The 13,491-nt window shown below is 36.7% G+C and carries 13 protein-coding genes; 11 read left to right on the top strand and 2 right to left on the bottom strand.

The features are described 5' to 3' along the window. Window positions 1–70: 70 nt before the first annotated feature. Both H0R92_RS11410 and H0R92_RS11405 read right to left on the bottom strand, forming a co-directional pair. Window positions 71–1,057, bottom strand: coding sequence for a DHH family phosphoesterase (locus H0R92_RS11410; RefSeq protein ID WP_432964819.1), 987 nt, complete (start codon window positions 1,055–1,057; stop codon window positions 71–73). A gap of 106 nt (window positions 1,058–1,163) precedes the next feature. Next, window positions 1,164–1,562, bottom strand: coding sequence for a hypothetical protein (locus H0R92_RS11405; RefSeq protein ID WP_432964816.1), 399 nt, complete (start codon window positions 1,560–1,562; stop codon window positions 1,164–1,166). 220 nt (window positions 1,563–1,782) lie between these two features. Here H0R92_RS11405 and H0R92_RS11400 point away from each other — a divergent pair, with 220 nt between their 5' ends. The 11 genes from H0R92_RS11400 to H0R92_RS11350 all read left to right on the top strand — a co-directional run bounded on the left by H0R92_RS11400 (window position 1,783) and on the right by H0R92_RS11350 (window position 13,435). Further along, entirely contained in the window at window positions 1,783–2,613 is an 831-nt protein-coding gene (locus H0R92_RS11400; RefSeq protein ID WP_432964813.1) for an IclR family transcriptional regulator, read from the top strand. A 228-nt stretch (window positions 2,614–2,841) separates the two neighbouring features. Then, window positions 2,842–4,149, top strand: a complete 1,308-nt coding sequence (locus H0R92_RS11395; protein WP_432964810.1) for a GntP family permease — start codon at window positions 2,842–2,844, stop codon at window positions 4,147–4,149. A gap of 35 nt (window positions 4,150–4,184) precedes the next feature. Further along, window positions 4,185–5,324: an amidohydrolase family protein gene (locus H0R92_RS11390; RefSeq protein ID WP_432964807.1), complete on the top strand. Its 1,140-nt coding sequence runs from the start codon at window positions 4,185–4,187 to the stop codon at window positions 5,322–5,324. Window positions 5,325–5,378: 54 nt separating this feature from the next. Continuing rightward, window positions 5,379–5,882, top strand: a complete 504-nt coding sequence (locus tag H0R92_RS11385) for a tripartite tricarboxylate transporter TctB family protein (protein ID WP_432964804.1) — start codon at window positions 5,379–5,381, stop codon at window positions 5,880–5,882. Window positions 5,883–5,894: 12 nt separating this feature from the next. Further along, entirely contained in the window at window positions 5,895–7,379 is a 1,485-nt protein-coding gene (locus tag H0R92_RS11380; protein WP_432964801.1) for a tripartite tricarboxylate transporter permease, read from the top strand. 38 nt (window positions 7,380–7,417) lie between these two features. Continuing rightward, the gene (locus tag H0R92_RS11375; protein ID WP_432964798.1) at window positions 7,418–8,410 is read left to right on the top strand and encodes a tripartite tricarboxylate transporter substrate binding protein; all 993 of its coding nucleotides are present in this window, start codon (window positions 7,418–7,420) and stop codon (window positions 8,408–8,410) included. A 14-nt stretch (window positions 8,411–8,424) separates the two neighbouring features. After that, complete coding sequence (locus tag H0R92_RS11370; protein ID WP_432964795.1) at window positions 8,425–9,375, top strand: hydroxyacid dehydrogenase; 951 nt, start codon at window positions 8,425–8,427, stop codon at window positions 9,373–9,375. 46 nt (window positions 9,376–9,421) lie between these two features. Next, on the top strand, window positions 9,422–10,933 hold the full coding sequence (locus H0R92_RS11365) for a CoA-acylating methylmalonate-semialdehyde dehydrogenase (RefSeq protein WP_432964792.1): 1,512 nt from the start codon (window positions 9,422–9,424) through the stop codon (window positions 10,931–10,933). A gap of 13 nt (window positions 10,934–10,946) precedes the next feature. Continuing rightward, on the top strand, window positions 10,947–11,855 hold the full coding sequence (locus H0R92_RS11360; RefSeq protein WP_432964789.1) for a dihydrodipicolinate synthase family protein: 909 nt from the start codon (window positions 10,947–10,949) through the stop codon (window positions 11,853–11,855). Window positions 11,856–11,858: 3 nt separating this feature from the next. Beyond that, window positions 11,859–12,563, top strand: coding sequence for an RraA family protein (locus H0R92_RS11355; RefSeq protein WP_432964786.1), 705 nt, complete (start codon window positions 11,859–11,861; stop codon window positions 12,561–12,563). Window positions 12,564–12,643: 80 nt separating this feature from the next. Then, window positions 12,644–13,435, top strand: a complete 792-nt coding sequence (locus tag H0R92_RS11350) for an HpcH/HpaI aldolase family protein (protein ID WP_432964783.1) — start codon at window positions 12,644–12,646, stop codon at window positions 13,433–13,435. Window positions 13,436–13,491 lie beyond the last annotated feature (56 nt).

Here is a 13,491-nt window from a genome sequence, read left to right as displayed (position 1 = left end):
AAAATCGGAAATTTACAGTGTTTTTCTTTGAAAAAAGGCAAAACGGTTCTTTGGGCGGGTATAAAACGAATTATTTTTTAAATATTTTTTCAAATTCTGCAATAATTTTTTGCATAATAACATCCAAAGACCCTTCGGTACTCAATCCCGCAGCATTTTTATGTCCGCCGCCGCCGAAACGTGCAGCGATGGCACTGACATCAAAGTCTCCGTTCGAACGTAAACCGACGGTACAATTTGTTTCGCTTTCCTGACGGAATACCGCAACCGCACGCACACGCTCGGTTGCCATCAATATTTGATAAAGCATATCGGTATCTCTGCCGTCGCGGCCGTATTTTTGTGTATCCTCAATCGTTTCATATGTCGTCAAAAACTTTCCTCCGCAATGGACGCCGATACGATCCAATGCGACCGATAAAAGTTTTCTTGTCATAAAAGGTTTATTATTATTCATGTGCTCGTAGGCACGGCGCGGATCGACCCCCGCTTTTACAAGCCTGCCTGCGCTGTAAAACACATCGGAACTTTTATTATCCAAAAAACGAAAAAACCCGGTATCGGTGCTCAAGCCGAAAAATAACAATTCGGCTATTTCTTTTGACGGTTCTCCAAAAAAATGTTCATATAGCTGTTGAATAATGCAAACCGTAGCAGGGGCTGTCGAGTCGATAATATGATTTTTATCATCGAGAACGGACGTTTTATGATGATCGATAACAAAGGCATCCAATTCGCTCACTTGTTTTTCGATAAGTTCGCCTAATCTGGAACGTTGAGAACAATCGACAATGAATAAACCTGTTTTTTCTTTTTGTGCCGGCGGCGTGTATTCCGATAAAAACAGTTTTTCGTATTTTTTGGTTTCACAGCGTTTAAATGGACCGGCACACAAAACTTGGCAGTGCTTGCCCATCTTCTTTAAAAGATCCGCAATGACCAAAGAACTGGAAATCGAATCTCCGTCAGGTTCTTTATGACCTACAACCGCAAAATGTTCGCGCACAGATATAAAATCATAAAAGAGTTTAAACTCCGTATCACACAATTTTAACATAAAAAACCTCTCGGACAGCTTTGCGCCGCTATCGACAAGCGGGGAACGCCGAAAAAATACGGAACAAACGACATTCCCCTAAAAAACGATTTCCTGAGGATATGCTTTATTCCAAAGTTAAGGTATCTTTTTGTTTGCCGGCACTGATATCCACCGTTTGGTTTAAATGTTCCCAAACCAAACCGTTGGACATTGAAGGCATATTTAAGACAACCTTTGTAAATGTTCCTTCTTTATACTGCAATGTCATATAAGGTGTGAATTCGGCGTTAAAAGTATTCAAAATACCCTTTCCCGCACCGGACTTAAACCATTTTGTAGGCAAAGTCACCTGTCCCAAATCCATGCCGTTCGTATAATACATAACAACATAGGCTTCAGGATGTGCGTACACTTTATAGACCTTTATATTCCGATATGTTACGGAATTATCCACTCCCTCCGCGCCGAACAGTGAGGCAGCGAATACCATAAAAACCGCCGCCAATAAAATCGCTTTTTTCATTTCATCCTCCTCGCGGGTTTGTTTCTATATTGTTTCTATAATACAAAGCATCGGCATTTTTTACAAGAGGTAAGATTTAAAAATATCGATTTTTTAAATCTTAGATAATGTAAAAGCAATTAGTCAGATTTTATTTTTAATTTTCCTTGTAAAGCTCCAATATTCTGTGATATTATACATAATCAACCTAATACATAATGCCGAGTTTTAATATCAGATTATGAAAAATAAAAAAGGAAATTTTATGCATGAACAATATTTAAATCATTCCACTATCAAAGCTTTTCAGGTTCTTGAATTATTGTCAAAATATATACAACCGGTTAAACTATCTGAAATAGCCCGACTTCTAAAAATTTCTCAATCAACCATTCTTAGGTTTTTAAACTCATTTATTGCCGCCGGCTATGTCTATCAAGATAATGAAACACTTGGTTATGCATTAACTTACAAAGTACAAAAATTAATTGCACCTCTATTTTCAATAGAAAAGTTACGGGTTATGATCAATCCTTATTTGCGTATTATGAGTGAAGAAAATAATGTTGGTGTTTGTATAGTCGCTCTTTCCGGATTGGAATCCATTTACATAGATACAGTCTATGATTTCGACGGCGGATTGTCATCATTAAAGCATGTCGGGAAAAAAGCGCCTTTACATACCTCAGGTTCCGGTAAAATATTTTTATCAACATTTACGGAACAGGAACTCGATACCTATATCAAAAACAAAGGGTTGATTCGTATAACCGAATACTCGATTACAAATGAAGCATATTTAAGAGAAGAAATTGAAAAAGTAAAAAAAGAAGGTTTTGCACGTGACAGGCAAGAATGCGAGATCGGTTTTGAGTGTATTTCCGTTCCTATTAAAAGTCCGGAAGGCAAAACCATTGCTGCCATTAGTTGTTTTTATAAAAAAACGGAAAACACATCGGATGATTTTGCTTTGAAATTTTTATCTCCCCTACATCGAACGGCAGACTGCATTGCCGGTACATTGTGTGATGCACTTTCGTTTCTCAAAGGTCATTCTATATCTTTAATTTGATAATCAAAATATAAAAAGTAAAATAATTATTTCTTTCTCCTTTACACTGAATAACTATCCTTATATGAATTTTATTGCATACTCTTTTTTACATTTCATTAATTGAAATAAAATTTCTTATATTGAAATTTTTCTTGACAGGTAAAAAAACTTGAAGTAGAATTGAACGCATAAGAATAGTTTATTTCTATGATTGTTGGTGACTAGTATGCGAAAAGGAGTGTGTTTATGTTAGGAGCTATTGGAATTATCTTAGCAGTTGTTCTCGTCGTTTGGATGATTTTTAAAGGATGGCATATGACTATTGTTGCCATTGTTTCATCCCTACTTGTCATTTTAACCAGCCGAATGGATGTTTGGGAAGCTTTTTCAGTAAGCTTTGCCAATTCTTTTAAAAATTTCGCAGGCTCATGGATGCTTATGTTTGTTTTAGGAGCAATTTTCGGTAAAATAATGCAAGACAGCCATGCCTCTCTTGCAATTGCAACAGCCGTTGTAAAGAAAATCGGTAAACAAAACGTTATTCTAGCAATTCTAATAACAACACTTGTTTTATCATACGGCGGTATCGGAGTTTTTGTTATTGCTTTTACAATGTACCCCATTTGTATTGCCATGTTTAAAGAAGCTGACTTGCCTAAAGAAATTTTCCCGGGCTTATTGCTTGCTTTACCTGCAACAGTAGGTATGTCCGTAGGCCCGGGAGTTCCATCGGTACAGAATCTTATTCCGACAGAAACATTCGGAACAACTATTTATGCCGCCCCCATTATGGCTACCGTTTGTTCCGTTTTCATCTTTGTTATGGACTTCTTCTTTTACAATTACGTAGCAAAACGCTGTAAAGCAAAAGGAATGCATTTTCAACCCGGTTCCAATGATTTGGTTGTCAAAGAAGAACACGTAGATATGCCTAAAACATGGCTGGCTTTTTTACCTCTAATTATTTTACTTGGTTCTATTTTTGTTATTCAATCGGTTTTTCCCACATTAAAAGCCACCTTTATTGCCGTCATTGGAATGACATTGGCTATTTTGATTGCAGCGATTTTATTCCGTAAAAGATTTAATATCAACAATGTTTTTGGATCCGGATGTGCAAACGGCCTTGCCGCATTAATGATAACCTCGTCAATTATGGGATTTGGCGGAGTTGTACAAGCGGCGCCTGCATTTAAAACAACTGTTAATTGGTTGTTGAGCTTACCTCTAAGTCCTCTGCTGCTGGCTTTTATTTCCATAAATGTTATTTGCGCCATTACCGGTTCGTCTTCCGGCGGATTAAGGATATTTATGGAAACTCTCGGACAACATTTTTTAAATACCGGTATAAATCCATCCGTTTTGCACCGTATGACCGCAATTGCTTCTGCGGGGCTTGATGCGATGCCGCATGCTTCGGGTGTTGTATTGGCTAACAGTGTCGCCAATACGGAAATGGTAAATACCTATAAATATACCTTTGTTTCACAGTGTCTTATACCACTTATTTCTTTCGGCTTAGCATATATACTTTATTTAATAGGTATCATTTAGTCAAACTTTTTATAATAAGAAAGGTATGGTTCATTATGAAAAGACAGCTTTTAATAAAAAATGGAACCGTTATTAATCCCTTGACTAATGAGCTTACAAAACAAGATATTCTAATTGAAGATGGAATATTAATTGATATATCACAAAAAAATAATTCTATTGTCAAAGAGATTAATGCCGAAGAATACTTTGTCAGTCCCGGCTGGATAGACTTTCACTGTCATGTTTTTTATAAAGGATCGGGACTTGCTATTAATCCCGACATATTGCTATCAACAGGAGTCACCTCTGCTGTTGATGCAGGAACTTCTGGATGTGCGAATTTCCGAATCTTTAAAAGCTCTATTGTAGATTTGAGTATTCTTGATATTAAAACCTACCTCAATGTTTACGGATCCGGGCAAATAGATGACAATATCAGAGAAATCTTTAATAAACAATTTTATAAAATTGAAGAAATAAAAAGATTGTTTAAAGAGTTCTTCGACAACCTTTTAGGTTTAAAAATCCGTCTAAGTAACGGAATTGCCGATGATCTTAGTTCTCTGCAAGATGTTGTAGATATTGCCCGGAGTATAAATACACAGGTTTGTGTTCATACGACCGATCCTCCTTGTGATATGGCAGAGATAGCCGATACACTTAGGCCTAATGATATTTTTTGTCATTGCTATCACGGGAGAGGAAATACCATTTTAACTGCAAACGGCAAAATAAAATCAGCGATACTTGATGCAAGAAAACGCGGCGTTGTTTTTGATTCAAGCAACGGAATGGGAAATTTCTCTATTAAAGTTTGTCAAGCCGCTTTAGAGCAAAATTTTTATCCGGATATAATCAGTTCGGATTTGACGATGGATAAAATTAATTTTTCTCCTTATGCAAAAAGTTTGCCTTTTGTCATGTCCAAGTATTTGTCACTGGGAATGCCCTTGTCAAATATTATTCGAGCCGTAACTGCTACCCCTGCACGATTGATGAAAATGGATGGAAAAATAGGAGAGCTAAAAAGCGGAATGCAGGCTGATATAACGATTTTCAAGATAAAAAATTACACACACACACACTTGGATTTTGTACAAGAGTCATACAAAGCTGAAAAGCTTATAGTGCCTGTTATGACAATTAAAAAAGGAGCTATTGATTTTTGTTGTGCTGATTTTGCTTTATTTTAAAAAATAAAGCATTTATTACAATGATTTTTTACTATAATTTATCTGAGGTTCTATGTGAAACAAGTTTTTAATAAATATAAAGATACAATAACAGCACTTATTATCATCTCTTTTGCAAGTGTTTATTATTATTTATCTTATCATATTAAAATTTTGGAAGATAAATTTATCAATTCCACTTTTTTTCCGCGCCTGTTAGCATTTTTTTTGATTCTTTTAAATGTTTGTTTGATAATTAAAGACCTTACCAAGAAAAATAACAAAGACCAAACAGTAAAAGCCAATGAATCACAAGTCGACCGGGGAGGAAAAATTCGTATAGTTTTAACTATTTCTATATTAATTTTGTATATTGCCTTAATACGTTTCATAGGTTTTCCGCTTATGACAGCTTTATACATTTTTTGTCAGATATTAATTTTGACACCCCGTAAAGAATATAGCGTAAAACGCATCGGTATTTTTTTATTTATTTCAATTTTATCTACCTTGATACTCTATTTGACTTTTACTCGTTTTTTTACCTTGGTTCTCCCGAACGGTATTCTGAATTTTTAGGAGGATCTTTAAATGTTTTTTTCAGGCCTTTCCGTAATTTTCAACGATCCGATAAGCTTAATTTGGATTTTCATAGGTGTTGTTGTCGGAATTATTTTTGGAGCAATTCCCGGTTTATCTGCCACTATGGCAATAGCAATCTTTTTGCCCATTACTTACAGTTTGACGGCTGTTAAGGGGATGGCCACAATGATTGGTTTATATATCGGAGGCATTTCAGGAGGACTAATTTCTGCTATTTTGCTTAACATACCGGGAACACCCTCTTCCGTTGCAACCTGCTTCGATGGAAGACCGCTTGCATTACAAGGGAAAGCAGACAAAGCGTTGGGAGTCGGAATCTTGTTTTCGTTCATCGGCACTTTATTGGGAATTGTAGCCCTGATTTATATTTCACCCATACTCGCTTCACTGGCAATTAAATTCGGTCCTCAAGAATACTTTGCTGTTGCTCTTTTCTCCGTTGTATTAATCATTGTTCTTTCATCTGAAAATATGATTAAAGGTTTGATAACTGGAGTTTTAGGCCTCATCTTATCAACAATCGGTATGGATCCCGTGGTCGGTATGCCGCGTTTTACTCTGGAAACAACAACGTTGAAATCGGGGTTCAATATCTTAACGGTTTTAGTAGGCTTATATGCCGTTTCAGAAGTTTTAACAACCTGTGCGGATATTAATCAAACCCAACCTATCGATATACCTGCAGTAAAAATGAAAGGATTTGGTATTACCCTGCCAGATTTTTTTAAACAAACGGGTAATATATTACGATCGGCAGCTATCGGACTCGGTATAGGAATTCTACCAGGGATTGGAGGCGGAACTTCAAACTTGATTGCATATACGGTAGCAAAGTCTCAATCAAAAAACCCGGAACGATTTGGAAAAGGAGAAATAACCGGTTTAATAGCATCGGAAACAGCAAATAATGCCACAATCGGCGGTGCGATGATTCCCTTATTAACACTCGGAATACCAGGAGATACGACAACCGCAATGGTATTAGGAGGATTAATGATACACGGAATCATTCCCGGACCGCTGATATTTGAAACTCACGGTGATTTAATGTATGCAATCTTTATTTTTATGTTGATTGCAAGTTTCTTAATGCTTATCGTCGAAACATTAGGGATACGAGCTTTTATAAAAGTTTTAAAAATTCCCAAAAATATATTGATGCCGCTAATCGTAGTTTTATGCGTTATAGGTGCATTTGGAACAAATAACAGAGTTTTTGATATAGGTGCAATTATCTTTTTTGGAATTTTAGGCAATTTTTTAAGTAAACTTAATTTTCCGCTACCGCCGATAGTTTTGGGATTTATTTTAGGTGGAACACTTGAAACAAATTTAAGGAGAGGCCTTTCTATGACAAATGATTTATTTATCCCATTTTTACTAAGACCTATTTCTGGAACATTTATCATTGTAACGTTTTTATTCCTTTGTTTTTCGATATACAAGCAAATTAAAAGATTTAATAAGTGTTAAAGCACACTTTTAAATAATCATTCTTTAGGAGGAAAAAAATGGAAAAAAAATTGCGAATTTTATTCGGAGTATTTTTTATGATTGTCATCGTTTTAGGAGCCTGTTCTAACAAAACAAAAGAAACCACTAAACTCGATTGGCCTAAAAAATCCGTGCAACTTGTATGTGGTATGTCTGCGGGTGGAGATTCCGATTTTAATGCGCGTACATTAGCGAAATACTTAAAAGATGAAATAGGAGTTGTCGTTGTTGTTACAAATATTACCGGTGCGGGAGGTTCTATCGCAACAGAAGAAGTTGTAAATTCCCCAAATGACGGATACAGGTTTTATATGAATCATGTTCCCTTACATACGGCAAAAGCTTTCGGTATTACCGAAAAAGGTTGGTCAGATTTAGATCCTGTATGTGCATTCGGACAAGGAACCGGTGAATTTGTTACTGTCAGATCAAATTTTCCTGCAAATGATATACAAGGTATGATTGAAGAAACAAAAAAAAATCCCGGTAAATATCGCTTCGGTGTTAATCCCGGTGCAACATCAAACTATATGGCTGTCGTTTTTCAAAAAGCCGGTGCAGAATTTAATCTGGTATCATCCGGGTCGGCTGCAGATCGTGTTGTAGGTTTAAAAGGAGGTCACTTAGATATTATTTTAGCCGGCATGCCCAATGTAGCCGATTATATTAAAACCGGTGAATTCAAAGTACTTGGAAATTGTGCATCACAGCGTCATCCTACATTATCTCAATACCCGACAGTAAAAGAACAAGATGTAAATGGCGAATTTGATCCGGTATATGTACTCTATGCAGTAAAGGGCACAGATCCGCGAATAATTGAAAAAATGAGTAAAGCCTGCGAAAATATTGTTACAAAAAATAAAGAATATCAAGAACAAATTTCACAAGCTTTTTCACAAGTTCCCTTATACAAAAACACAAAAGAAACTGTTGAGTTTTTGAAAAAACAGGAAAAAATCTATATGGATATAAGTGATGAACTTAAAGCATCATATAAAAAGAAATAATTTCAGAGGTAAGTATGTACAAGATTTTAATTCCGCAAGATATTCATCCTAAAGCAAAAGATTTCCTTTTACAAAAAGGATATGAGATTCAAGTTGGGCCGGGATTTGATGAAGAAACTTTATTGAAGGAAATCCCTTCGGCGGATGCACTGATTGCTCGAACGGCATTATATTCCGAAAATGTTATAAAAGCCGGCACAAAGCTCAAAATTATAGCTCGCCATGGTGTCGGTGTAGATAACCTTCCTTTGGAACAAGCAAAAAAGCAAAATCTTTGGGTCACTATCGCAAAAGGGGCAAACGTTACATCTGTTGCTGAACATACAATTACACTTATCCTTGCCGCAGCAAATCTTTTGCCCACATTCCATGATGAAATACGTAAAGGAAACTTTGCAATCAGAAACAAGGTTCACGGAACAGAGATTTCAGGTAAAAAACTGGGACTTATCGGAATAGGAGCTATAGGAAGTAAGGTTGCAGAAATTGCAGTAAAAGGTTTTGGCATGAAAATTCTTGCATTTGACATTTGCAAACCTTCTATTGTGCCGGATTTTGTTGAATGGAAAAACACTCTTGAAGATGTTTATAAAGAAGCCGATATTATTACCTTACATGTTCCTCTTACACCGGAAACAAATAACCTAATTAATAAAAATTCAATAAAATTAATGAAAGACGGTGTTATTATTGTGAATTGTGCAAGAGGCGGAATAGTTAATGAACATGATCTTGCAGAGGCATTAAAAAACGGTAAAGTTAAATCCGCTGGCTTAGATGTATTCTCAAAAGAACCTCCTGAAACGGATAATCCGTTGTTAAATCTTGAAAATATTGTTTTAACTCCCCATAACGCAGCACTGACGGATGAAGCAGCCGAGGCAATGGCTATGTCCTGTGCCGTCGCTGTGGATGATGTTTTTAACGGGCGCACACCAAAATTTCCGATTGTACAGCCGAATTAATTTTTAGTGTGTGTTTCCAAAACACAAGAATATTGATGGAGATTTTATGAAAGAACTACAAACAGTTAAACCGTTTATTAACGGTACATTTATTGATTCAAAGACAGATAAGTATAATGATCAGTATAATCCGAGCACAGGTGAAATTATTTCGCGAATTCCCCAGTGTACGAAAGAAGAAATAGAAATGGCCATATCTGCTGCTCATGCTGCATATAAAGGATGGTCGGCAACACCTGTTTTAAAACGAACACAGATATTATATAAACTTCGTGATTTGATTATTCAAAATATGGAAGAATTGACACATTTAGTTGCACTTGAAAACGGAAAAAACTGGTTTGAGGCCGAAGGGGACGTTTTAAAGGCAAAAGAAGGAACCGAACAGGCCATTGCCGCACCTTCGTTAATGATGGGTGAAAGTTTAATGGATACTTCTTCCGGATTTGATACAGTATCTTATCGTCAGCCGTTGGGAGTCTTTGCGGGAATTTCACCTTTTAATTTTCCGTCCATGATTCCTATGGGCTGGATGACACCGATTTGTATTGCATGTGGTAATACAATTGTTATTAAAGCATCTTCTACTACACCATTAAGTGCTCTTCGTTTTGCCGAATTGTATAAAGAAGCAGGATTGCCAGACGGAGTTTTAAATATTGTTACTTGCTCGAGAACGGAAGCTGAAATATTATTAACCGATGCAAGAATAAAAGGCATTTCTTTTGTCGGCACAACAGATGTAGGAAAACATGTGTATTCGGTTGCTGCCCAAGCAGGAAAAAGAGTTCAAGTTCAAGGTGAAGCTAAAAACCATGCTTTGATTATGGATGATGTACCTGTAAAACGTACAGCCGCTGCTATTATTAATGCTGCATACGGTTGTGCCGGTGAACGCTGTATGGCTCTGCCTGTAATAGTTGTACATAATGCCGTTGCAGATGCTTTAGTATCTGAATTGGTTGAATTGGCAAAAAATCTAAAGATCGGCCCCGGATATGACAAAAGTACGGACATGGGACCTGTAATAAGCGCTAAACACCGTCAATCAATTATTGATTGGATAAATAAAGGAATTCAAGAAGGAGCAAAACTTGTGCTGGATGGGCGGGAATGTTATCCGAAAGGTTTTGAAAACGGATTTTATTTAGGTCCGACAATTTTAGATTATGTTTCTTCGGAAATGACTGTCGGACAGTCAGAGATTTTCGGACCGGTACTTTGTATAAAAAGAGTAAATTCTTTTGAAGAAGGACTTCAGGTAATGAACGGAAACAGATTTGCCAACGGGTCGGCTATTTTTACACAAAGCGGATATTACGCTCGTGAATTTGCCCGACACACGGACGGAGGTATGGTTGGCGTGAATGTTGCCATTCCTGTGCCGGTCGGAATGTTCCCGTTTTCAGGCCATAAAGATTCTTTTATCGGTGATTTACACTGTTTGGGAAAAGACGGTTATAAATTCTTTACAGAAACAAAAACCGTTACAAGCCGTTGGTTCGATGATATCGAACGTAAGGTAACTAAAGTATCGACTTGGGACGGTACAATTTAATTTTGGAGAAAAAATGCAAACTGAGTATATTAAGGGTATTATTCCTCCAATACTAACTCCAATTGATGAAAACGAAAAAATCGATGAGTTCAAACTAAGAAAACAAGTTGATTTTATCATTGAAGGCGGTGTTGAAGGAATCTTGGCTTTTGGAAGCAATGGGGAATTTTATGCTATTGAAGAAGAAGAACAATACAAAGGTCTAAAAATTATTGTTGATCAAACAAAAAAACGCGTACCGGTATATTTTGGAATAGGTGCTATCAGTACAAAAAAATGTATTAAGCTAGCACAAAATGCTTTTTCACTTGGTGCATGTGCAGTTTCAATTTTACAACCTATGTTTTTAAGACCCAATGAAAACGAATTATTAAATCATTTTTCTGCTATTGCACAGGCAATAGATGGAAAACACATGCTGCTTTATAATAATCCCGGTCGTATCGGTTATAGTTTAACAGCAGATCTAGTTGTAAAATTAGTCGAAAAACATGAAAATATTGTCGGAATTAAAGATTCAAGCGGCGATATGACACTTACCAGCGAACTAATAAGAAGAACTATAAATACTTCCTTTAAAGTCCTTGGCGGTAAAGATACTTTAATATATGGAACACTTGTACACGGCGGACATGGAGCCGTTGCTACAATGGCAAACATATTTCCAGAATTAGTTTGCAATATTTATCGTTCATATATCAAAGGAAATATTAAGCGCGCTTTAGAGTTTCAGCGCACATTAAATCCTCTCAGACTGATGCTGGATAAAGCAAGTTTTCCTGTCGGAACAAAAGATTATGCAAATTTAAATGGCCAGGATGTTGGACTTCCCTATCGTCCCAGTTTGCCTTCAGATGAATCAATCCTTAACCTTATGAAGGAACAAATGAAAAAAGCCAACTTTTTACACAGGGAAAATTAAATCATGAAAGATTTGTTAAAAGAATTAGAAAAATACGACACACCAAGTATTACGAATGCTATTGCAACTTATCCGCAAAAGCACGACACTTGTTTAGGACAATATCATCCATGGAACGGACATTGGTACACAAATCAGACATTGAAATGTATGTTCCCAAATCTCGGGCCTAAAGCAGGAGTTGTGGTAACCGTAGTTTATGGCATGCCTGACCCTCTTTATGAACGCTTAACCTTTAAAGATTTGTTATTGGCATTGGATAAGATAAAAGATCCCATTGTTTTGGCTGTAAAACAAAATTTCCCTCCTAAAATAAAAAAAAGAAACGGTTTATTGGGAGGAAATATGTTAACAGCTTTTAAATCAATGGGAGTAGTAGGAGTTTTAAGCGATGGACCATCACGGGATGTTGATGAAATACGAGCCCTCAATGTTCAATATATGCTTACAGGTGTAACTGCCGGACATGGTCCTTTTGCAATTGAAGCCATCAATGTTCCCGTTAACATTTGCGGTATGCATGTAATGCCAAAAGATATAATTCATATGGATGAAAACGGTGCCGTAAAATTCTCTTCGGAAATGGTTACATCAATCTTAGATAATGTAAAAAGAATAACCGAAGCGGAAAAAAAACGTCAAAACATGATAAAAAAAACTACGGACGCTCTAATGATTGCGGAAATCCTCAAAGGCGTATATGATTAAACAGGGAAAACAAAAAAATCTTCGGTTCTCAAACGAGGACTGCGAATTAATTCTTTACAAAACTTTTATAGGAGACGGTTATGAAAAACAATCGGTTACGAGATGCCATTCGTTCGGGAGAAAAAACATTAGGCACACGAATGTCTACAACATGGCCTTTTTTAGTTGAATTGGTAGGAAACAGCGGTAATTTTGATTATATCGAATATGTTGCCGAATATTCCCCCTTTACGCAATACGATTTGGAAAACATTGCACGAGCGGCAGAACTTTCCAATATGGGAACAATGATAAAGGTAGACTTTCAAAATGCCGGATATGTTGCACAAAAGGCGGCGGCTTCGGGATTTCAAGCTATTTTGTTTACGGATGTACATACCGCCGATGAAGTTCGGGAAGCCGTTAAAATTATGAAAGGAGATTCCGTCGTTTCAGGCGGCCGCTTCGGATATCCGAACCGAAGATTTATCGGTTACCAGCCCTTCCTTAAACAAATGGATCATTTGGAACGGGTAAACGATATTGTTTTAGCCTTTATGATTGAAAAAAAAGAAGCTATGGACAATATTGAAGAAATCTGTTCCGTAAAAGGTGTGGATATGGTTCAATTCGGACCTTCCGATTTTTCTATGAGCAACGGATACAATGTTGCCGACTTTAAGGAAGAATGCAAGGCTGCAGAGCGTAAAATGATTGAAACCGCACTAAAACACGGAGTGCGGCCGCGCTGTGAAATTTACGGAAAAATTGAGGACGTGCAATATTATCTTGATTTAGGCGTAAAAGATATTTGTTTCGGAGACCAAATAAAGGTGTATAATAATTTTATAAACCAACAAGGGGCGGCAATGAAGGAGTTTTTATCAAAGTAAAAATTATTTTTACTTAAAAAAGGGGCTGACGAACAGCTCAGAGACTTTCGAAACAG

The organism is Treponema sp. OMZ 840, from assembly GCF_050937815.1.
Lineage (GTDB): Bacteria > Spirochaetota > Spirochaetia > Treponematales > Treponemataceae > Treponema_C.
The sequence above is the reverse complement of the archived record's forward strand: the minus strand, read 5'-3'. Positions and strand labels throughout refer to the sequence as shown.

Bases quoted from the DNA above. Each gene is read 5' to 3' on its own strand.
- H0R92_RS11350 (WP_432964783.1), top strand. From the start codon at position 12,644: ATGAAAAACAATCGGTTACGAGATGCCATTCGTTCGGGAGAAAAAACA.
- H0R92_RS11410 (WP_432964819.1), bottom strand. From the start codon at position 1,057: ATGTTAAAATTGTGTGATACGGAGTTTAAACTCTTTTATGATTTTATA.
- H0R92_RS11360 (WP_432964789.1), top strand. From the start codon at position 10,947: ATGCAAACTGAGTATATTAAGGGTATTATTCCTCCAATACTAACTCCA.
- H0R92_RS11375 (WP_432964798.1), top strand. From the start codon at position 7,418: ATGGAAAAAAAATTGCGAATTTTATTCGGAGTATTTTTTATGATTGTC.
- H0R92_RS11380 (WP_432964801.1), top strand. From the start codon at position 5,895: ATGTTTTTTTCAGGCCTTTCCGTAATTTTCAACGATCCGATAAGCTTA.
- H0R92_RS11405 (WP_432964816.1), bottom strand. From the start codon at position 1,562: ATGAAAAAAGCGATTTTATTGGCGGCGGTTTTTATGGTATTCGCTGCC.
- H0R92_RS11355 (WP_432964786.1), top strand. From the start codon at position 11,859: ATGAAAGATTTGTTAAAAGAATTAGAAAAATACGACACACCAAGTATT.
- H0R92_RS11390 (WP_432964807.1), top strand. From the start codon at position 4,185: ATGAAAAGACAGCTTTTAATAAAAAATGGAACCGTTATTAATCCCTTG.
- H0R92_RS11370 (WP_432964795.1), top strand. From the start codon at position 8,425: ATGTACAAGATTTTAATTCCGCAAGATATTCATCCTAAAGCAAAAGAT.
- H0R92_RS11400 (WP_432964813.1), top strand. From the start codon at position 1,783: ATGAAAAATAAAAAAGGAAATTTTATGCATGAACAATATTTAAATCAT.
- H0R92_RS11395 (WP_432964810.1), top strand. From the start codon at position 2,842: ATGTTAGGAGCTATTGGAATTATCTTAGCAGTTGTTCTCGTCGTTTGG.
- H0R92_RS11365 (WP_432964792.1), top strand. From the start codon at position 9,422: ATGAAAGAACTACAAACAGTTAAACCGTTTATTAACGGTACATTTATT.